Genomic DNA, 20,136 nt, shown 5'->3' on the forward strand with positions numbered 1-20,136 from the left:
GTGCGCCGACGGGGGAGGATCGGGGCATGACCGCCGTCCCGCCCGCCCCCGCTCTCGACCCGGCCGTCGCCGCGCTGCTGCGCCGCGACCCGGCCGGTCTCGTGGCCGCCGTCGTGCAGCAGCACGACAGCGGCGAGGTGCTGATGGTCGCGTGGATGGACGACGAGGCCCTGCAGCGCACCCTCACCAGCGGCCGGGCGACGTACTGGTCGCGGAGCCGCCAGGAGTACTGGGTCAAGGGCGAGACCTCGGGCAACCGGCAGTGGGTGCGCGAGGTCCGGGTCGACTGCGACGGCGACGCGCTGCTGGTGCTGGTCGACCAGGAGGGCGCGGCCTGCCACACCGGCGAGCGCAGCTGCTTCTTCCGCACCCTGCCGGCGGCCGTGGGGAGTCCCTCGTGAGGCTGGGGGAGACCTACCCGTCCCGGGAGGAGTTCGCCGCCCTGGACCAGCCGGTCGTGCCGGTGGTGCGGCGGCTGCTGGCCGACGGGCTGACCGCCGTCGGCGTCTACCGCACGCTCGCCGGCAACCGGCCGGGCACGGTGCTGCTGGAGTCCGCGGAGCAGGGCCGGCAGTGGGCGCGGTACAGCTTCGTCGGCGTGCGGAGCGCCGGGGTCCTCACCGAGCGGGACGGCGCCAGCGAGTGGCTCGGCGACCCGGTGCCCGGGCTCACCGACGATCTGCCGGCCGATCCGCTCGCCGCCGTCCGCACCCTGGCCCGCCGGCTGCGCACGCCCCGGACGCCCGGCCTGCCCCCGCTCACCGGCGGGCTGGTCGGCTACCTGGGCTACGACGTCGTCCGGCGGCTGGAGCGGCTGCCCGAGCAGGCCGCCGACGACCTCGGCATGCCGGAGCTCGCGATGCTGCTGGTCACCGACCTCGCCGTGGTCGACCACACCGAGGGCAGCGTGCTGCTGATCGCGAACGCGTTCCGCTCGGCCGATCCCGCCGCGGCGTGGGACGACGCCGTGGCACGGATCGACGACATGGCCGCCGCGCTGTCGAAGGCGGCCCCCGCCGGGCTGGCGGCGTTCACCCCGGCGGACGCGCCCCCGGTCACCAGCAACATGGCGCCGGGCGTGTACCAGGACGGCGTGGAGCGGATCCGCGAGCACATCCGCGCCGGCGACGCCTTCCAGGTGGTCCTGGCCCAGCGGTTCGAGGTGGCCACCGAGGTCGACGCGCTCGACCTCTACCGGGTGCTGCGCGCGACCAACCCGTCGCCGTACATGTACCTGCTCCGCTTCGCCGGCCGGGAGACGCCGTTCGACGTCGTGGGCTCCTCGCCGGAGGCGCTGGTCACGGTGACCGGTCGCTCCGCGGTCGTCCACCCACCGGCCGGCACCCGCCCGCGCGGCGCGACGCCGGAGGAGGACGCCCGCCTCGCCGAGGGGCTGCTGGCCGATCCCAAGGAGCGCGCCGAACACGTGATGCTGGTCGACCTGGCCCGCAACGACCTCGGCCGGGTGTGCGTGCCCGGCACCGTCGAGGTGCCCGACTTCATGCGGATCGAGCACTACAGCCACGTGATGCACCTGGTGTCCACGGTCGCCGGCGAGGTCGCGACCGAGTGGGACGCGCTCGACGTCTTCGACGCGACGTTCCCGGCCGGCACGGTCTCCGGCGCCCCCAAGCCCCGCGCGATGGAGATCATCGAGTCGCTGGAGCCGACCCGGCGGGCGCTCTACGCGGGGACCGTGGGCTACGTCGACGCCAGCGGCGACCTGGACATGGCCATCGCCATCCGGACGGCGGTGCTGCACCAGGGCCGGGCGTACGTGCAGGCCGGCGCCGGGATCGTGGCCGACAGCGACCCGGCCACCGAGGAGGCCGAGACGCGGCACAAGGCGCGGGCGGTGCTCTCGGCGATCGCCGCGGCCGAGGGCATGCGGGAGCTGGCATGACGGGCTCCCGGCGTGAGCTCTTCGCCGCGGTCGCCGGGCTGGCGCTCGCCGGAGGGCTCGCGCTGTCGGCCGCCGGGCAGACGTGGGCGACGGCCACCGTCACCCGGCGGGCGCCGCTCCCACCGGTTGCCGAGGAGCTGACCGGGAGCGAACTCGCCCCGCTGGTGCCGGCCTGCGGGCTGCTGCTGCTGGCCGCCGCGGTGGCGGTCGTGGCGGTGCGCGGCCGGGGCCGGCAGGTCGTGGGCCTGCTCGCGTGCGTCGGCGGCGGGACGCTCCTGTGGTCCGGGCTGCGCGCGCTGTTCGACGACCCCGGCCTGGCCGACCTCTCCGACGGCACCGCCGCGGCCGCGACCGCCGTGTCGATCAGCCGGTCCGCGGCCTGGCCGGTGCTCACCGTGGTCGCCGGGGTGCTGGGCTGCGCCGCCGGGGGCCTGACGGCGCTGCGGGGCGCCGGGTGGCAGGGGATGGGACGCCGCTACGAGCGCGGAGCCGCCGCGGCCGCCTCCGCTCCACCCGCGGCCGGCACCCGCGAGGACCGGGCGCTCGACGCGTGGCGCGCCCTCGACCGCGGGGAGGACCCGACGGCCGACGCCGAGGAGCCCGACGCCCCGTCGGGGGGCTCACCCGGCGGCTCCTCCGGCGCTCCTCCCCCCGGGGACGGCGCCCCGGCGGCACCCCCGGCCGGAGGCGGCAGAGACCGCCTCTAGAGTGGGTTCCTGACAGGAGAAGGGGCGGGAGTACCCCGGACCAGGGCGTACACACGTGATCTCCGTCGCCCCCCGGCGTCCGTCGCCTCGTGATCTGCACGGTCGATCAGCACGGAGGAGTGGTCGTGAGCGTCCTCGACGAGATCGTCGCCGGCGTGCGGGAGGAACTGGCCGCACGCGAGGCAGCGACCCCGCTCGCGGAGGTCATGGCCGTCGCCCGTGACGCCCGCCCCGCGCTCGACGCCCAGGCCGCCCTGCGCGCCCCCGGTGTCGGGGTCATCGCCGAGGTGAAGCGGCAGAGCCCCTCCAAGGGCGCGCTGGCCGAGATCCCCGACCCCGCCGTCCTCGCCGGGCAGTACGCGGCCGGCGGCGCGCGGGTGATCAGCGTGCTGACCGAGCGCCGCCGCTTCGGCGGCAGCCACGCCGACCTCGCGGCGGTGCGGGCGGCGGTCGACGTCCCGGTGCTGTGCAAGGACTTCGTGGTCAGCAGCTACCAGGTGCACGAGGCCCGGGCGTACGGCGCGGACGTCGTCCTGCTGATCGTCGCCGCCCTGGAGCAGAACGTGCTCCTCGGGCTGCTCGAGCGGGTCGAGTCGCTCGGCATGACCGCGCTGGTGGAGGTGCACACCGAGGCCGAGGCCGACCGCGCGCTGGACGCCGGCGCGTCGGTCATCGGGGTCAACGCCCGCGACCTGACCACCCTGGCGGTGGACCGCTCCACCTTCGAGCGGATCGCCCCGGGCCTGCCGTCGACCGTGGTCAAGGTCGCCGAGTCCGGCGTCCGCGGCCCGCACGACCTCATCTCCTACGCCGGCGCCGGCGCGGACGCCGTCCTCGTCGGCGAGGGACTCGTGACCGCCGGCGACGCCCGCCAGGCGGTCGCGGACCTGGTCACCGCCGGCTCCCACCCGGCCACCCCGCGCCCCAGCCGCTAGACGCGCCGCGGGCTCGCGCTCGGCGTTCGCCGTCACCTCCCAGCGCTGCTGTCGCGTCGTGAGGCGACAGGAGCGCCGCAGGGTGAGGGGGAGCGAGCGGGGTCGCCGGCAGCGCGTCCACGACCCCCTCCCCGGCGCGTCCAGGAACACGCGGGACACTGGGCGCATGACCACCAGTCCCGTCCGCCCGCCCGAGCCGCGATCCGCTCCGGCGGCGCCGGCCTGGCCGGACGCCACGGGCCACTTCGGGATCTTCGGCGGCCGGTTCGTCCCCGAGGCGCTGATCGCCGCGCTCGACGAGCTGACCGAGGCCTACGAGGCGATGAAGGTCGACCCCGCGTTCCTCGACGAGTTCGCCGCGCTGCAGCGCGACTACACCGGGCGGCCCAGCCCGGTCACGGAGGTGGCGCGGTTCGCCGAGCACTGCGGCGGCGCCCGCGTGCTGCTCAAGCGCGAGGACCTCAACCACACCGGCTCGCACAAGATCAACAACGTGCTGGGGCAGGCGCTGCTGACCAAGCGGATCGGCAAGAGCCGCGTCATCGCCGAGACCGGCGCCGGTCAGCACGGCGTCGCGACGGCGACCGCGGCGGCGCTCATGGGGCTGTCCTGCACCGTCTACATGGGCGAGGAGGACACCCGCCGCCAGGCGCTCAACGTCGCCCGCATGCGGTTGCTGGGCGCGGAGGTCATCCCGGTCACGACCGGCTCGCGCACGCTCAAGGACGCGATCAACGAGGCCTTCCGCGACTGGGTGACCAACGTGGAGACGACGAACTACGTGTTCGGCACCGTCGCGGGGCCGCACCCCTTCCCGGCCATGGTCCGCGACTTCCAGCGGGTCATCGGCGACGAGGCGCGCGCCCAGCTGCTGGACCGGGAGGGCCGGCTGCCCGACGCCGTCCTCGCCTGCGTGGGCGGCGGGTCCAACGCGATCGGCATCTTCACCGCGTTCGTGCCCGACGACGGCGTCCGGCTGATCGGCCTGGAGGCCGCCGGCGACGGCGTGGAGACCGGCCGGCACGCGGCCACGATCACCGGCGGGTCGCCCGGCGTGCTGCACGGGGCCCGCTCGTACCTGCTGCAGGACGAGAACGGCCAGACCATCGAGTCCCACTCGATCAGCGCCGGGCTGGACTACCCGGGCGTCGGCCCGGAGCACTCGTACCTGCACGACATCGGGCGCGCGGAGTACCGGCCGATCACCGACGCCGAGGCCATGGAGGCGTTCGCGCTGCTGTGCCGGACCGAGGGGATCATCCCGGCGATCGAGTCCGCGCACGCCCTGGCCGGCGCCATGAAGGTCGGTCGGGAGCTCGGGCCGGACACCCTGCTGCTGGTGAACCTGTCGGGCCGCGGCGACAAGGACGTCGAGACGGCATCGGCCTGGTTCGGGCTCGGCGACCGCGAGGAGGTCGACCCCGGCCCCGGTCTGGACACCGACCAGCAGCCCACCGAGGGCGCGGTCAGCAACGACGAGGCCGTGGCCGGCCAGGACGCGGGGGAGTCGGCATGAGCGCGTCGCAGCAGCGGATCCACGCCGCCCGGGCCGAGGGGCGGGCGGCGCTGATCGCCTACCTGCCGGTCGGCTATCCCGACGTCGACGCCTCGATCGAGGCGCTGGTGGCCGCGGTCGAGGGTGGCGCCGACATCGTCGAGATCGGCGTCCCCTACAGCGACCCGGGCATGGACGGTCCGGTCATCCAGCAGGCCGTCGACGTCGCCGTCCGCGCGGGCGTCGGCCTGCGCGACGTCCTGCGGGCCGCGGAGGCGGTCGCCGCGGCCGGCGCCGTCCCGGTCGTCATGAGCTACTGGAACCCGATCGAGCGCTACGGCGTCGACCGGTTCGCCGCCGATCTCGCCGCCGCCGGGGGAGCAGGGGTCATCACGCCCGACCTCATCCCCGACGAGGCGGGGGAGTGGCTCGCCGCCTCCGACGCCGCCGGGCTCGACCGGGTCTTCCTGGTCGCCCCGTCGTCCACCGAGGCGCGGCTGCGCTCGACCGTCGCGGCCTGCCGCGGCTTCGTCTACGCCGCCTCGACCATGGGCGTGACCGGCACCCGCGCGACCGTCGGCGACGCCGCCGAGGCGCTGGTCGCCCGCACCCGCCAGGCCGTCGCGCAGGTCGGCACCGACCTGCCGGTCTGCGTGGGCCTGGGCGTCTCCAACGGGGACCAGGCCGCCGAGGTGGCCGGCTTCGCGGACGGCGTCATCGTCGGCTCGGCCTACGTGCGCACGCTGCTGGACGGGCACGGACCCGACGGGGTGCGCCGCCTGTCGGCGGACCTGGCGCGCGGCGTGCGGCAGCGGGCAGGAGCACCGGCGTGACGGTCCTGGCGAGCATCCCCAGCCCGTCGCAGGGGGTGTGGGACCTCGGGCCGTTCCCCGTCCGGGCCTACGCGCTGTGCATCATCGCCGGCATCCTGCTGGCCTGCTGGATCACCGAGAAGCGCTGGGTGGCCCGGGGCGGCAGGCCCGGCGAGGTGCTCGACATCGCCGTCTGGGCCGTGCCGTTCGGGATCATCGGCGGCCGGATCTACCACGTGATCACCACGCCGCAGCCGTACTTCGGCGAGGGTGGGGAGCCGCTGAAGGCCTTCGCCATCTGGGAGGGCGGCCTGGGCATCTGGGGCGCCATCGCCTTCGGCGGGGTCGGTGCCTGGATCGCCTGCCGCAAGATGGGCATCCCGCTCCCCGTGTTCGCCGACGCGATCGCCCCCGGCCTGCTGGTCGCCCAGGCGGTCGGCCGGCTGGGCAACTGGTTCAACCAGGAGCTCTTCGGCGGGCCGACCGACCTGCCCTGGGGGCTGGAGATCGCGCCCCGCTTCCGGCCCGAGGCCTACCTCGACGTGGCGACGTTCCACCCGACGTTCCTCTACGAGCTGCTGTGGGACCTGGCCGCCGCGGCCGTCGTGATCTGGGCCGATCGCCGCTTCCGGCTGGGCCACGGCCGGGCCTTCGCGCTCTACGTCGCCCTCTACTGCGCCGGCCGGTTGTGGATCGAGCTGTTGCGCACCGACCCGGCGAACGAGTTCTTCGGCATCCGGCTCAACGTCTTCACCTGCGTGGTGGTGGGACTGTCGGCGGTGGCCTACATGGTCGCGATGCGCGGCCGCCCGCGGGAGGTCCTGGACCGGCGGGGTGACGATGCCGACACCGAGCCCGCCGACGCCACCACCGTGCCGGTGACCAGCGCGGACACCGACCCAGGTGACTCTGCCGGTGACGACGATCACCGGCCGGCGACGGGTTCCTGAACGCCCGGCGTCGGGCACCCCTCGACCCGGGAAACCAGTGTGTTACGGCTGTGTACCCTTCCCTCGGAACCGCCGGTGATCCCGGTGGATCGCACGTGTCGGACCGGGCCAGCGTCGCCCCGCGGACGACGGCCCCACGGCACCATCCGTGGGACTCTCGACCTGACCGGTCCGGGCACGTCCCCGCGCCGGACCCCCGCCCGCAGCGCTTACGCACACCGCCCCCTCTGACCATCACCGGCCGGGCCTCCGCCCCGCTGCGTGCCTCTCCACGAGCGCGCGCGAACCGCCGACGACGGGAGTGACATGACCGGGTACCTGACGCCCAACCCCTCCGCCGTCCCCTTCTCGGCCGTCCCGCCGGCCACCGGGCTCTACGACCCGGCGAACGACACGGACGCCTGCGGCGTGGCCTTCGTCGCCGACGTCCAGGGCCGGCAGAGCCGCGCCCTCGTGGCCGCTGGTCTGACCGCGCTGCACAACCTCGACCACCGGGGCGCCGCCGGCGCCGAGCCCAACAGCGGCGACGGCGCGGGGATCCTCACCCAGGTCCCCGACGCCCTGCTGCGCGCGAGCGTCGACTTCGACCTGCCGCCCGTGGGCGAGTACGCCGTCGGCATCGCCTTCCTGCCGGTCGACGAGACCGAGCGAGCCGCCCGGTACGACGACGTCGCCACCATCGCCGCCGAGGAGGGCCTCACCGTCCTCGGCTGGCGCGAGGTGCCCGTCGACCCCGAGGGCGCCGACCTCGGCCCCACCGCCCGCGCGGTCATGCCGCACTTCGCGCAGCTCTTCGTCGCCGAGACGATGGGCGCCCGCGCCGACGCGGCGGCCTTCGGCGGCTCCGCGGTCTGTCACGGCGTCAGCCGGCTGGAGCGGCGTGCCTTCGTGCTGCGCAAGCGTGCCGAGCGGGCCGCGGTAGACGCCGGCAGCTCCCTCTACGTCGTCTCGCTGTCGGCGCGCACGATCACCTACAAGGGCATGCTGACCACCGACCAGCTGCCCGCGTTCTTCCCCGACCTGCGCGACGAGCGCTACGAGTCGGCGATCGCCCTGGTGCACAGCCGGTTCTCGACCAACACCTTCCCGAGCTGGCCCCTGGCCCACCCGTTCCGGCTCATCGCGCACAACGGCGAGATCAACACGATCAAGGGCAACCGCAACCGCATGCGGGCCCGCGAGGCCAAGCTCGAGACCGAGATGTTCGACGGTCCGGCCGGCCCGGCCAGCGAGCTGGGCCTGGAGCGGATCTTCCCGGTCACGGCGAGCGACTTCAGCGACTCGGCCACCTTCGACGAGGTGCTCGAGCTGCTGCACCTGTCCGGCCGGTCGCTGCCGCACGCCGTCCTGATGATGATCCCGGAGGCGTGGGAGAACCACGCGGAGATGGACCCGGCCCGCCGGGCCTTCTACCGGTTCCACTCCTCGATCATGGAGCCGTGGGACGGCCCCGCCGCGGTCGCCTTCACCGACGGCACGCTGATCGGCGCCGTCCTCGACCGCAACGGCCTGCGCCCCGGCCGCTGGTGGCACACCAAGGACGACTGGGTCGTGCTCGCCAGCGAGGTCGGCGTCCTGGAGATCCCCGACGCCGACGTCGTCGCCAAGGGCCGGCTCCAGCCGGGCCGGATGTTCCTCGTCGACACCGCCGCCGGGCGGATCCTGTCCGACGAGGAGGTCAAGGGAGCGCTCGCCGACGAGCACCCGTACGACGACTGGCTGCACGCTGGCATCGTGCAGCTGCCTCAGCTGCCGGAGCGGCGCCGCTCGCGGCCCAGCCACGAGTCCGTCGTCCGGCGGCAGCAGCTGTTCGGGTACACCGAGGAGGACCTGCGCGTCCTGCTCACCCCGATGGCCTCCTCGGCCGCCGAGCCGATCGGCTCGATGGGCACCGACACCCCGGTGGCGGCGCTCTCGGACCGGTCACGCCTGCTCTACGACTACTTCGGGCAGCTCTTCGCCCAGGTGACCAACCCGCCGCTGGACGCCATCCGCGAGGAGCTGGTGACCAGCCTCGGGCGGACCTTCGGCCCGGAGCAGAACCTGCTGAACGCCACCCCGGCGTCCTGCCGGCAGGTCTTCCTGCCCTTCCCCGTCATCGACAACGACGAGCTGGCCAAGATCCTGCACATCGACGACGACGGCGACCTGCCCGGTTACGCCGCCGTCCGGATCACCGGCCACTTCGACGTCAACGGCGGGGGCGAGGCGCTGGCCAAGGCCGTCGAGGAGCTGCGGACGAAGGCCAGCAAGGCCATCGCCGCCGGCGCGCGGATCATCGTGCTGTCCGACCGCGACTGCGACGAGAACCGCGCACCGATCCCGTCGCTGCTCATGACGGCCGCCGTCCACCACCACCTGGTGCGCGAGCGCACCCGCATGGAGGTCGGGCTCGTCGTGGAGTCCGGCGACTGCCGCGAGGTGCACCACGTCGCCTTGCTGCTCGGCTACGGCGCCGCCGCGGTCAACCCCTACCTGGCGTTCGAGTCGATCGAGGACCTGATCCGCGACGGCGTGCTGACCGGCGTCGAGCCGGCGCAGGCCGTCCGCAACACGGTCAAGGCGCTGGGCAAGGGCGTCCTCAAGGTCATGAGCAAGATGGGCATCAGCACCGTCGGCTCGTACACGATGGCGCAGATCTTCGAGGCCGTCGGCCTGTCCGACGAGCTCGTCGACGAGTACTTCACCGGCACCTCCTGTCCGCTCGGCGGTGTCGGCCTCGACGTGCTCGCCGAGGAGGTCGCGATGCGGCACCGGCGGGCGTACCCGTCCAACCCGACCGAGCGGGCGCACCGCCGGCTGGAGACCGGGGGCGACTACCAGTGGCGCCGCGAGGGCGAGGTGCACCTGTTCAACCCCGAGACGGTGTTCCTGCTCCAGCACTCGACCCGCGCCCGGCAGTACGACGTCTTCAAGCGCTACACCGCGGAGGTCGACCAGCTCTCCCGCGACGCGGCGACGCTGCGCGGCCTGTTCGAGCTGAAGACCGGCGTCCGGGAGCCCGTGCCGCTGGACGAGGTGGAGCCGGTCAGCGAGATCGTCAAGCGGTTCCAGACCGGCGCGATGAGCTACGGCTCCATCTCGCAGGAGGCGCACGAGACGCTCGCCATCGCCATGAACCGGCTGGGCGGCAAGTCCAACACCGGTGAGGGTGGCGAGGACCCGGGGCGGTTCGTCGCCGACCCGAACGGCGACCTGCGCCGGTCGGCCATCAAGCAGGTCGCCAGCGGCCGCTTCGGGGTGACCAGCGAGTACCTGGTCAACGCCGACGACATCCAGATCAAGATGGCACAGGGTGCCAAGCCCGGCGAGGGCGGCCAGCTGCCCGGCCAGAAGGTGTACCCGTGGGTGGCGCGCACCCGGCACTCGACGCCGGGCGTGGGGCTGATCAGCCCGCCGCCGCACCACGACATCTACTCGATCGAGGACCTCAAGCAGCTCATCCACGACCTGAAGAACGCCAACGACCAGGCGCGGGTGCACGTCAAGCTCGTCGCCGAGGTCGGCGTCGGCACGGTCGCGGCGGGGGTCAGCAAGGCCCACTCCGACGTCGTGCTCATCTCCGGGCACGACGGCGGCACCGGTGCCGCGCCGCTGACGTCGCTCAAGCACGCCGGCTCGCCGTGGGAGCTGGGCCTCGCCGAGACCCAGCAGACGCTGCTGGCCAACGGGCTGCGCGACCGGATCACCGTCCAGGTCGACGGTCAGCTCAAGACCGGCCGGGACGTCGTCATCGGTGCGCTGCTGGGTGCCGAGGAGTTCGGCTTCGCGACGGCGCCGCTGGTGGTCTCCGGCTGCATCATGATGCGGGTCTGCCACCTCGACACCTGCCCGGTCGGCGTGGCCACGCAGAACCCGGAGCTGCGCAAGCGGTTCACCGGGCGGCCGGAGTTCGTCGTCACCTTCTTCGAGTACATCGCCGAGGAGGTCCGCCAGTACCTGGCCGAGCTCGGCTTCCGGACCCTGGACGAGGCGATCGGCCACGCCGAGGTGCTCGACACCCGCCAGGCGGTCGGCCACTGGAAGGCCCAGGGCCTGGACCTGTCCAAGCTGCTCGCCGTGCCCGAGCTCCCCGAGGGCGCGGCCCGGCGCAAGGTCCGCGACCAGGACCACGGGCTGGACGTGGCGCTGGACCAGACCCTGATCCAGCTCAGCGAGGGCGCCCTGCTCGACGCGCGGCCGGTGCGCCTGGAGCTGCCGGTGCGCAACGTCAACCGCACCGTCGGCACCATGCTCGGCTCGATGGTCACCCGCCGGTTCGGCGGCGAGGGCCTGCCCGAGGGCACGATCGACCTCACCTTCACCGGGTCGGCCGGGCAGTCCTTCGGCGCCTTCGTGCCGCGGGGCATCACGATGCGGCTGTTCGGCGACGCCAACGACTACGTGGGCAAGGGCCTGTCCGGGGGGCGCATCGTCGTCCGCCCGGCGCGGGAGGCGACCTTCGCCGCCGAGGACAACGTCATCGCCGGCAACGTCATCGGCTACGGCGCGACCGCCGGGGAGATCTTCCTGCGCGGCCGGGTCGGCGAGCGGTTCTGCGTGCGCAACTCCGGCGCGCTGGCCGTCGTCGAGGGCGTCGGCGACCACGCGCTGGAGTACATGACCGGCGGTCGCGCCGTCATCCTCGGCGCGACCGGGCGCAACATCGCCGCGGGCATGTCCGGCGGCGTCGCCTACGTGCTGGACCTGGCCCGGCACCGGGTGAACGGCGACATGGTCGACGTCGACCCGCTGGACGGCGAGTCGGCCACGTGGCTGCGCGAGGTGCTCGCCCGCTACCAGGCCGACACCGAGTCCCCCGTCGCCGCGGCGCTGCTGGCCGACTGGGGCCGCTGGTCCGAGCGGTTCAGCGTGATCATGCCGCGCGACTACCGCCGCGCCGTGGAGGCCCGTCGGGCCGCCGAGGCCGCCGGCACGGACGTCGACCGCGCCGTCATGGAGGCCGCTCGTGGCTGAGACCTGTTGCCCCCCGCTCACCGTCTCCCGGAAGGAGGCCGCTCGTGGCTGACTCCACGGGGTTCCTCAAGTACGACCGTGCCCTGCCGCCGCGCCGGCCGGTCGACGTCCGCATCATGGACTGGAAGGACGTCTACCTCACCCGCGAGACCGGTGAGGACGAGGTCTTCCCGGTCGGCGCCGTCCGCCAGCAGGCGGCCCGCTGCATGGACTGCGGCATCCCGTTCTGCCACCACGGGTGCCCGCTGGGCAACCTGATCCCGGAGTGGAACGACCTCGCCCGCCGCGACGACTGGGGCGATGCGATCGAGCGGCTGCACGCCACCAACAACTTCCCGGAGTTCACCGGGAAGCTGTGTCCCGCGCCGTGCGAGGGCTCCTGCGTGCTGAACCTGCAGGAGTCGCCCGTCACGATCAAGCAGATCGAGTGGGAGATCATCGACCAGGCCTTCCAGCGCGACCTGGTGACCCCGCAGCCGGCGCAGGAGCGGACCGGCAAGAAGGTCGCCGTCGTCGGGTCCGGGCCGGCCGGGCTGGCCGCCGCCCAGCAGCTCACGCGGGCCGGGCACGAGGTCACCGTCTTCGAGCGCGCCGACCGGATCGGCGGGCTGCTCCGCTACGGCATCCCCGAGTTCAAGATGGAGAAGGCCGTGCTCGACCGGCGGCTGGACCAGATGCGCGCCGAGGGCACCCGGTTCGTGACCGGCGTCGAGGTCGGCGGCAGCGGGGCCGACGACCTGAGCGTCGACCAGCTGCGCGGCGACTTCGACGCCGTCGTCCTGGCCGGCGGCGCGACCGTCGGCCGCGACCTGCCCGCTCCCGGCCGGGAGCTGGCCGGCATCCACCTCGCCATGGACTACCTGCCCTACGGCAACCTCCAGGCGCTCGGCGAGCTCGACAGCCCGCCGATCGACGCCCACGGCAAGCACGTCGTGATCATCGGTGGCGGCGACACCGGCGCCGACTGCCTGGGCACCGCCCACCGTCAGGGCGCGGCCTCGGTGGCGCAGCTGGAGATCATGCCGGCGCCCCCCGGCAGCCGGGCGCAGGACAACCCGTGGCCGACCTACCCGATGGTCATGCGTGTCTCGAGCGCGCACGAAGAGGGCGGCGAGCGGCTGTACAGCGTGAACACCGAGCGCTTCCTGGACGACGGCCAGGGGAACGTCCGCGCGCTGCTGCTGCACGAGGTGGAGCGCGTCGACGGCCGGTTCACCAAGATCGAGGGCAGCGAGCGCGAGCTCCCGGCCGACCTGGTGTTCCTGGCCATGGGCTTCACCGGCGCCCAGCGCGAGGGCCTGGTCGAGGGGCTGGGCGTCGAGGTCACCGACCGCGGCAACATCGCCCGCGACGGGGACTTCATGTCCACCGTCCCCGGCGTCTTCGTGGCCGGCGACATCGGCCGCGGCCAGTCGCTGATCGTGTGGGCCATCGCCGAGGGCCGGTCGGCCGCCGGCGCGGTCGACGCGTGGCTGACCGGAGCCGCCTCCGAGCTGCCGCGCCCGGTCACGCCCACGGCGGTCGCCCTCCGGTGAGGTGACGACCACCCTCGCGCGGGCGTCGTGTGGACCGGTCGCGGGGCCCGGAGGGTCCCCGACCGGTTCACGGGTATGGGCTCAGCGGGGGTGGGGGACGGCACGTGGCCGCGGTGCGGTCCGGCGGATCGCCATGCAATAGCGTTCTGGGTATGCCCCGCCGCGCCAAGATCGTCTGCACACTGGGTCCCGCCACCAGCACCATCGAGCAGGTCACCGCCCTCGTCGAGGCCGGTATGGACGTCGCCCGGCTGAACTTCAGTCACGGCGAGCACGCCCACCACGAGGCCGCCTACCACGTGGTGCGCGAGGCCTCGGACCGGACCGGGCACGCCGTCGCCATCCTCGCCGACCTGCAGGGCCCGAAGATCCGCCTGGGCACGTTCGTCGAGGGCAGGGCCGTGTGGCCGACCGGCGCCCGCGTCTGCATCACCGTGGACGACGTCGAGGGCACCGCAGAGCGCGTCTCGACCACCTACAAGGGCCTCGCCGCCGACGCGCGGGTCGGCGACCGCCTCCTCGTCGACGACGGCAAGCTCGCGCTGTCGGTCGTCGAGGTCGACGGCCCCGACGTCTGGTGCCTGGTCGTCGAGGGCGGCCCGGTCTCCAACAACAAGGGCCTGTCGCTGCCCGGCGTCGCGGTGAGCGTCCCCGCGCTGTCGGAGAAGGACGCCGAGGACCTGCGCTTCGCGTTGCACCTCGGGACCGACTTCATCGCCCTGTCCTTCGTGCGGTCGCCGGCCGACGTCGACCTCGTCCGCGACATCATGCGGCAGGAGGACATATACGTCCCGGTCATCGCCAAGCTGGAGAAGCCGGAGGCGGTCGCGAACCTCGAGGCGATCGTCGAGGCCTTCGACGGGATCATGGTCGCCCGCGGCGACCTGGGTGTGGAGCTCCCGCTGGAGCAGGTCCCGCTGGTGCAGAAGCGCGCCGTCCAGGCCGCGCGGGAGCGCAACAAGCCGGTCATCGTCGCCACCCAGATGCTCGAGTCGATGATCGAGAACTCGCGACCCACCCGCGCCGAGGCCTCCGACGTCGCCAACGCCGTCCTCGACGGTGCCGACGCGGTGATGCTCTCCGGCGAGACCTCGGTCGGGAAGCACCCGATCGCCGCGGTCCGCACGATGGAGCGGATCATCGACGCCGTCGAGAGCGACACGATCCGCGCGCCCGAGCTGGTGCGGGTCTCCCGGTCCCGGTCCGGCGCGATCGTCCGGGCGGCCCGCGACATCAGCGAGACCCTCGGCGTCGAGGCGCTGGCCACCTTCACCCAGACCGGCGACACAGCCCGCCGGCTGGCCGCGCTGCACCCGCGTCAGCCGCTGCTGGCGTTCACGGTCGATGCCCGGGTGCGCAGCCAGCTGGCCCTCTCCTGGGGCGTGGAGACCTTCCTGGTGCCGACCGTGCAGCACACCGACGACATGGTCCGCCAGGTCGACTTCTCCCTGCTGTCCATCGGGCGGCTCCGGGAGGGCGACCGGGTGGTCGTCGTCGCGGGCAGCCCGCCCAACACGGTGGGGTCGACCAACCTGATCCGCGTGCACGAGGTGGGCACCGACTCGTGACCGGGGGAGCGGGCAGCGACGACGTCGCCGCGTTGCTGCAGGTCCTCGACCTGGAGGAGCGGGAGCCGGGCGTGTACGTCGGGCAGACGCCGAAGACGACCCGCCAGCGGGTGTTCGGCGGCCAGGTGGCCGGCCAGGCCCTCATGGCCGCGGAACTGACGACGTCGGGCGAGCGGCCGGTCCACTCCCTGCACTCGTACTTCCTGCGTCCCGGCGACCCGAACGAGGAGATCCGCTACGTCGTGGAGCGCATCCGCGACGGCCGGTCGTTCTCCACCCGCCGGGTGCTGGCCCACCAGCGACGCCGCGGCGAGGACGTCGCGATCTTCGCCCTCACCGCGGACTTCCACCAGCCGGAGCCGGCCGCGGTGACCCACTCGCTGCCGATGCCGGACGTGCCGCCCCCGGACTCCGTCCCGTCGGCCGCGGAGTACGCCGAGCGGCACGGCCGGGTGCAGGGCGACCACCTCGAACTGCTCGGTCAGGCCGTCGAGCAGCGGCCGCTAGACGACCCGTTCGGCTCGGTGCCCAAGAGCCCGCCGGACACCCGCTCGCACGCCTGGTTCCGGGTGGCCGGCCGGCTGCCGGACGACCCGACGATCCACGCGGCGGCGCTGACCTTCGTCACCGACCTGACGCTGCTGAGCGCCGGCCTGGCTCGCAAGGGCGGCTGGGACGAGCGGTACCAGGGCGCCAGCCTGGACCACGCCGTGTGGTTCCACGCGCCCGCACGGGCCGACGAGTGGTTCCTCTACGAGACCGACAGCCCGGCCGCAGCCGGGGCCCGCGCCCTGAACTTCGGTCACATCTGGTCGGTCGACGGCACCCACGTCGCCTCCGTCGCGCAGGAGGGGCTCATCCGCGACACGGGGGAGTAGCGGAGGAGATCCGCCGGGGTGACCCCGGCGGATCTCCTCCGGCTACTCGGCGGGCGCCTGGGCGGCGGCCTGGGTCGCCGTCTCGTCCTGCGCGGCCGGGAGCTCGACGGTTGGTGCCGCCGGCTCCTCCGCCGCGGCCGCCTGCTCGGCCTCGGCGCGCTCGGCTTCGATCCGCTCGTTCTCGATCCGCTCGGCCTCGATCCGCTCGGCCTCGTTCCGCTCGGCCTCGGCTCGCTCGTTCTCGGCTCGCTCGGCGGCCAGCCGCTCCGCCTCGGCCTTGCGCTCGGCGGCGAGCCGCGCCCGCTCGGCGGCGGCCTCGGCGAAGTCGCGCGACAGCCAGTCGTGGTTCTCCCGCAGGAGCTGCCACACCCGCTCGACGGTCTCCCGGGTCGTCGTGGGCGCCCCGACGGCGACCCGGAGGACGACGCGGCCGCGGACCGTGGTGTGGGTGAGGAACACCTCGCCGCCGTCGTTGAGCCGCTCCAGCAGCGTCATGGTGGCGACGTCGGCGTCCACCTCGTCGGCCCAGCGGGGCTGCAGGCACACCAGCGAGAGCGGATGGGCGGCGGCCACGTCGAACCGGTCGTCGGCGTCGGCCCAGCCGGCCAGCTCCTGGGCCAGCGCCACCCCGGACCGGATGTGGGCGCGCAGCCCCTCGGCGCCGTAGTGGCGGAGCACGAACCACAGCTTCAGCGCCCGGAACCGCCGGCCGAGCGGCACCTGCCAGTCGCGGTAGTCGACGACGGCGCCGGTGTCCGTGGCGGCGTTGCGCAGGTACTCCGGGAGGATCGCCAGGGCGCCGGTGAGGGCGGCGCGGTCGGCGGTCCAGAAGAGGGTGGCGTCGAAGCCGGTCAGCAGCCACTTGTGCGCGTCGGTGGTGTAGCTGTCGGCCCACTCGACGCCGTTCTGCAGCGGCCGGAGCTCGGGCACCAGGCCGCTGACACCGGCGTAGGCGGCGTCCACGTGCAGCCAGACGCCGAAGCGCTGGCAGACCGGGCCGAGCTCGGCGAGCGGGTCGACGGCGGTCGTCGACGTCGTCCCCACGGTCGCGCAGACCAGCACCGGCTTCAGCCCGCGGGCCACGTCGCGCTCCAGGCGCGCGGCGAGCGCGGCCGGGCGCATCGCGAGGTCGTCGCCGACCTCCACGACCCGGACGGCGTCGGTGCCGAGCCCGGCGATGCGCACCGCCTTCTCCATGGAGGAGTGGGTCTCGGCCGAGACGTAGACCGTGTACTCCTCGGGGACCACCCCGTGCCGGACCGTCGCGCCGCCACTGGCGCGGTGCAGCGCGGCCAGGAGCGCCACGAGGTTGGCCCCGGAGCTGGAGTCCTGGACGACGCCGCCGCCGGTCCCGGTCGAGAGGAACGACGCCGGCAGGTCCAGCAGCCCGGCGAACCAGTCGAGCACGTGCTGCTCGAGCTCGGTCGCGGCAGGGCTGGTCACCCAGCTCATGCCCTGGATGCCGAGTCCGGCCGAGACCAGGTCACCGAGCACCGAGGGCCCGGACGTGTTGGCCGGGAAGTAGCCGAGGAAGCCGGGGTGCTGCCAGTGCGTCAGCCCGGGGACCACGACGCGGTCGAGGTCGGCGAGGACGGCCGACAGCGGCTCACCGTGCTCGGGCGGGGCCTCGGGCAGCGCGGCGCGGACGTCGCCGGGCGCCACGGGGGAGCGGACGGGCAGACCGGGCAGCCGGGTCCAGTAGTCGGCGATCCAGTCGACCACCTCGTGGCCGTGCCGCCGGAACTCCTCAGGGGTCATGTGCAGTGCGGGCTCGGTCACGCCCCCACCGTATTCGGGCCACGGTCCGCGACGCCGCGCGGCAGGCGGCGGGAGAAGTGACCAGACGCCGGTGAGGGAGACGTGCGACAGGGGAACGGCACGGGCAGCGGCTGGGCGGCGGCCGGGGACGGCACCTGGCCGCGGTGCGGTCCGGAGGACCGCGGATCACACAGTGCCCCCGGTGCGACTCGAACGCACACTGCGCGGGTTTTGAATCCGCTCCCTCTGCCGATTGGGGTACGGGGGCGTGCCGGACACCACAGGTCCGACGGCGTATCGGCAGCCTAACGGGCCTGCCCCGGAGCCCCGGCATGGCTAGGCTCCGTGCCCGTGAGCACCGAGCCGACGCGTGTCCTCATCGCCGAGGACGAGGCCCTGATCCGCCTCGACCTCAAGGAGATGCTGGAGGAGGAGGGCTACGTCGTCGTGGCCGAGGTGGGTGACGGCCAGCAGGCCGTCGACCGGGCCCGGGAGCTGGTCCCCGACCTCGTGATCCTCGACATCCAGATGCCGGTCCTGGACGGGCTGTCGGCGGCCGAGCAGATCGCCGGCGACCGAGTGGCCCCGGTCATCGTGCTGACGGCGTTCAGCCAGCGGGAGCTCGTCGAGCGGGCCCGCGACGCCGGCGCCATGGCCTACCTGGTCAAGCCGTTCTCGAAGAACGACCTCGTGCCGGCCATCGAGGTGGCGCGCGCCCGGTTCGCCGAGATGACCGCCCTGGACGGTGAGGTGCGCTCGCTGGAGGACCGGCTGGAGGCCCGCAAGGTGGTCGAGAAGGCCAAGGGCGTGCTGATGACCCGGGAGGGGCTGAGCGAGGCCGATGCCTTCCGTTTCATCCAGCGGACGGCGATGAACGAGCGGACGTCGATGAAGGCGCTCGCCCAGCGGATCCTGGACGACGGCGTGGCCGTGGACAGCCCGTCTGCCTGAGATCCTCCGGTCGAGGAAGCCCTGTGACGCAGATCCGATCGCGTAACTCGGGCGCAACACGATAGATCACGACCTCATCACGGTCCCCTGAGCGCTTTCCGGATGTCCGCTCCCAGCGGTTACCTTCGCTCCACTCAGCGGCCCTGGGGGTCGGCGCCTGCCGTCCGTCAGGGCTTCGAACGACGTGACAGATCTTGGGAGTTCATTGATGCGCACTGGCAGGAACGCTCGCGGCATCGCCGTGACGAGCGTCGCGCTCATCGCGCTGGCCGCCTGCGGCGGCGGGGACGACGACGACGACAGCAGCTCGGACAGTGGTGACAGCGGCTCCGGCGGCAGCGCCGGCGTCAACATCTACGGCTCCGACGGCAACATGGGCAGCGCCCTGGGCGACCAGTTCAGCACCGCGGGCGACCTCGCCGGCATGCAGGGCACCACGCCCCTGACCGACCTCAGCGGCGACTTCAAGGCCCGGCTGGACGAGATCGACCCCGACCTCGGCGGCACCTACAACTACGCCGGGGAGACCTACGACGCGTTCGTCCTGATCTCCCTGGCTGCCCAGGCGGCCGGCAGCAGCGAGGCCACCGCCTTCGCGCCGTACATCAACGGGCTCACCTCCGGTGGCGACAAGTGCACGGACTTCGCCGCCTGCCTGGAGATCCTCAACGCGGGCGGGAACGTCGACTACGACGGCGCCTCCGGTCCGCTGGACTTCACCGAGGCGGGCGAGCCGGCCGTGGCGTCGTTCGGTCTCCTGACCTTCGGTGACGACAACGCCATCGACGACTCGCTGACCGAGTTCCAGGTCACCGGCGACGAGACCCTGGCCGCCGGCGACGAGGGCAGCCCCGCCCCGGTCGCCCCGGGTGCCACCGGCGACCCGCTGATCATCGGCACGCTGCTGCCGCTGACCGGCTCGCTCGCGTTCCTCGGCCCGCCCGAGGTCGCCGGTGCCCAGCTCGCCCTGCAGGAGGTCAACGAGGCCGGTGGCGTGCTCGGTGCCCCCGTCCAGCTGATCGAGACCGACTCCGGTGACACCTCGACCGACACCGCGAACACCAGCGTCGACCGCCTCCTGGCGGAGAACGCGGACGCGATCATCGGTGCGGCGTCCTCGTCGGTCAGCCTCACGGTCATCGACAAGATCGTGAACGCCGGCGTCCTGGAGATCTCGCCGGCCAACACGTCCGACCAGTTCACGAACTACAACGACCAGGGGCTGTACTTCCGCACCGCGCCCCCGGACCAGCTGCAGGCGGTCCCGCTGGCCGACCTCGTGCTGGCCGACGGCAACAGCCGCGTCGGGATCCTGAACCTCAACGACGCCTACGGCACGGGTCTGGCCGAGAATGTGTCGGCGAACCTGGTCGACGGTGGCCTGGCCGAGGACGACATCCTCGCCATCACCTACGACCCGAACGCCTCGTCGTACGACTCCGAGGTCCAGCAGATGGTGGAGTTCGACCCGGACGCGATCATCGTGATCGGGTTCGACGAGTCCGCCCGCATCATCCAGGAGCTCAACGCCCAGGGCATCGGCCCGGCGGGTCGATGACCTCCCGGACGGGCTGCCCTGACCGGTAGCCCGTCCACCCGCACCACCGGCAGCGGCCCGGCACCGATCTCGGTGCCGGGCCGCTGTGCGTCCGGGGCCGGCATCAGGCACCAGGGACGTGGTCGCCCCA

The 20,136-nt window shown here is 73.6% G+C and carries 13 protein-coding genes, 1 tRNA gene and 1 pseudogene; 13 read left to right on the forward strand and 2 right to left on the reverse strand.

What is annotated here, in order from left to right; genetic code table 11:
* The first annotated feature begins 26 nt into the window (after positions 1 to 26).
* The 11 genes from hisI to N555_RS0104895 all read left to right on the forward strand — a co-directional run bounded on the left by hisI (position 27) and on the right by N555_RS0104895 (position 15,739).
* Positions 27 to 401 carry a phosphoribosyl-AMP cyclohydrolase gene (hisI, locus tag N555_RS0104845; protein ID WP_029430373.1) on the forward strand — a complete coding sequence of 125 codons (375 nt, stop codon included), beginning with the start codon at positions 27 to 29 and terminating at the stop codon, positions 399 to 401.
* The gene (locus N555_RS0104850; protein ID WP_029430374.1) at positions 398 to 1,903 is read left to right on the forward strand and encodes an anthranilate synthase component I; all 1,506 of its coding nucleotides are present in this window, start codon (positions 398 to 400) and stop codon (positions 1,901 to 1,903) included. The genes hisI and N555_RS0104850 overlap by 4 nt, the downstream gene beginning before the upstream one ends.
* Positions 1,900 to 2,610: a Trp biosynthesis-associated membrane protein gene (locus N555_RS0104855; RefSeq protein WP_081865998.1), complete on the forward strand. Its 711-nt coding sequence runs from the start codon at positions 1,900 to 1,902 to the stop codon at positions 2,608 to 2,610. The genes N555_RS0104850 and N555_RS0104855 overlap by 4 nt, the downstream gene beginning before the upstream one ends.
* Before the next feature lie 125 nt (positions 2,611 to 2,735).
* Entirely contained in the window at positions 2,736 to 3,545 is an 810-nt protein-coding gene (trpC, locus tag N555_RS0104860) for an indole-3-glycerol phosphate synthase TrpC (protein ID WP_029430376.1), read from the forward strand.
* Positions 3,546 to 3,711: 166 nt separating this feature from the next.
* Positions 3,712 to 5,061, forward strand: coding sequence for a tryptophan synthase subunit beta (gene trpB / locus N555_RS0104865; RefSeq protein ID WP_034508886.1), 1,350 nt, complete (start codon positions 3,712 to 3,714; stop codon positions 5,059 to 5,061).
* Positions 5,058 to 5,873, forward strand: a complete 816-nt coding sequence (gene trpA / locus N555_RS0104870) for a tryptophan synthase subunit alpha (protein ID WP_029430378.1) — start codon at positions 5,058 to 5,060, stop codon at positions 5,871 to 5,873. The genes trpB and trpA overlap by 4 nt, the downstream gene beginning before the upstream one ends.
* Positions 5,870 to 6,802, forward strand: coding sequence for a prolipoprotein diacylglyceryl transferase (gene lgt / locus N555_RS0104875; RefSeq protein ID WP_029430379.1), 933 nt, complete (start codon positions 5,870 to 5,872; stop codon positions 6,800 to 6,802). The genes trpA and lgt overlap by 4 nt, the downstream gene beginning before the upstream one ends.
* Before the next feature lie 306 nt (positions 6,803 to 7,108).
* Positions 7,109 to 11,758, forward strand: a complete 4,650-nt coding sequence (gene gltB / locus N555_RS0104880; RefSeq protein ID WP_029430380.1) for a glutamate synthase large subunit — start codon at positions 7,109 to 7,111, stop codon at positions 11,756 to 11,758.
* A 44-nt stretch (positions 11,759 to 11,802) separates the two neighbouring features.
* On the forward strand, positions 11,803 to 13,293 hold the full coding sequence (locus N555_RS0104885; protein ID WP_029430381.1) for a glutamate synthase subunit beta: 1,491 nt from the start codon (positions 11,803 to 11,805) through the stop codon (positions 13,291 to 13,293).
* Positions 13,294 to 13,445: 152 nt separating this feature from the next.
* Complete coding sequence (gene pyk, locus N555_RS0104890; protein WP_029430382.1) at positions 13,446 to 14,861, forward strand: pyruvate kinase; 1,416 nt, start codon at positions 13,446 to 13,448, stop codon at positions 14,859 to 14,861.
* Positions 14,858 to 15,739, forward strand: coding sequence for an acyl-CoA thioesterase (locus N555_RS0104895; RefSeq protein ID WP_034508887.1), 882 nt, complete (start codon positions 14,858 to 14,860; stop codon positions 15,737 to 15,739). The genes pyk and N555_RS0104895 overlap by 4 nt, the downstream gene beginning before the upstream one ends.
* 42 nt (positions 15,740 to 15,781) lie before the next feature.
* Here N555_RS0104895 and N555_RS25610 read toward each other — a convergent pair.
* Together N555_RS25610 and N555_RS0104905 are read right to left on the reverse strand one after the other, a co-directional pair.
* A pseudogene (locus N555_RS25610) lies at positions 15,782 to 17,464 on the reverse strand (pyridoxal-dependent decarboxylase); the annotation flags it as partial.
* 227 nt (positions 17,465 to 17,691) lie between these two features.
* Positions 17,692 to 17,765, reverse strand: a tRNA-Leu gene (locus tag N555_RS0104905).
* An 83-nt stretch (positions 17,766 to 17,848) separates the two neighbouring features.
* Here N555_RS0104905 and N555_RS0104910 point away from each other — a divergent pair.
* Both N555_RS0104910 and N555_RS0104915 read left to right on the forward strand, forming a co-directional pair.
* Positions 17,849 to 18,448: an ANTAR domain-containing response regulator gene (locus N555_RS0104910; protein ID WP_029430384.1), complete on the forward strand. Its 600-nt coding sequence runs from the start codon at positions 17,849 to 17,851 to the stop codon at positions 18,446 to 18,448.
* Between the two features lie 241 nt (positions 18,449 to 18,689).
* Positions 18,690 to 20,006: an ABC transporter substrate-binding protein gene (locus N555_RS0104915; RefSeq protein WP_231502592.1), complete on the forward strand. Its 1,317-nt coding sequence runs from the start codon at positions 18,690 to 18,692 to the stop codon at positions 20,004 to 20,006.
* The last annotated feature ends 130 nt before the right edge of the window (positions 20,007 to 20,136 follow it).

The sequence above is a fragment of the Blastococcus sp. URHD0036 genome, assembly GCF_000701365.1.
GTDB lineage: Bacteria > Actinomycetota > Actinomycetes > Mycobacteriales > Geodermatophilaceae > Trujillonella.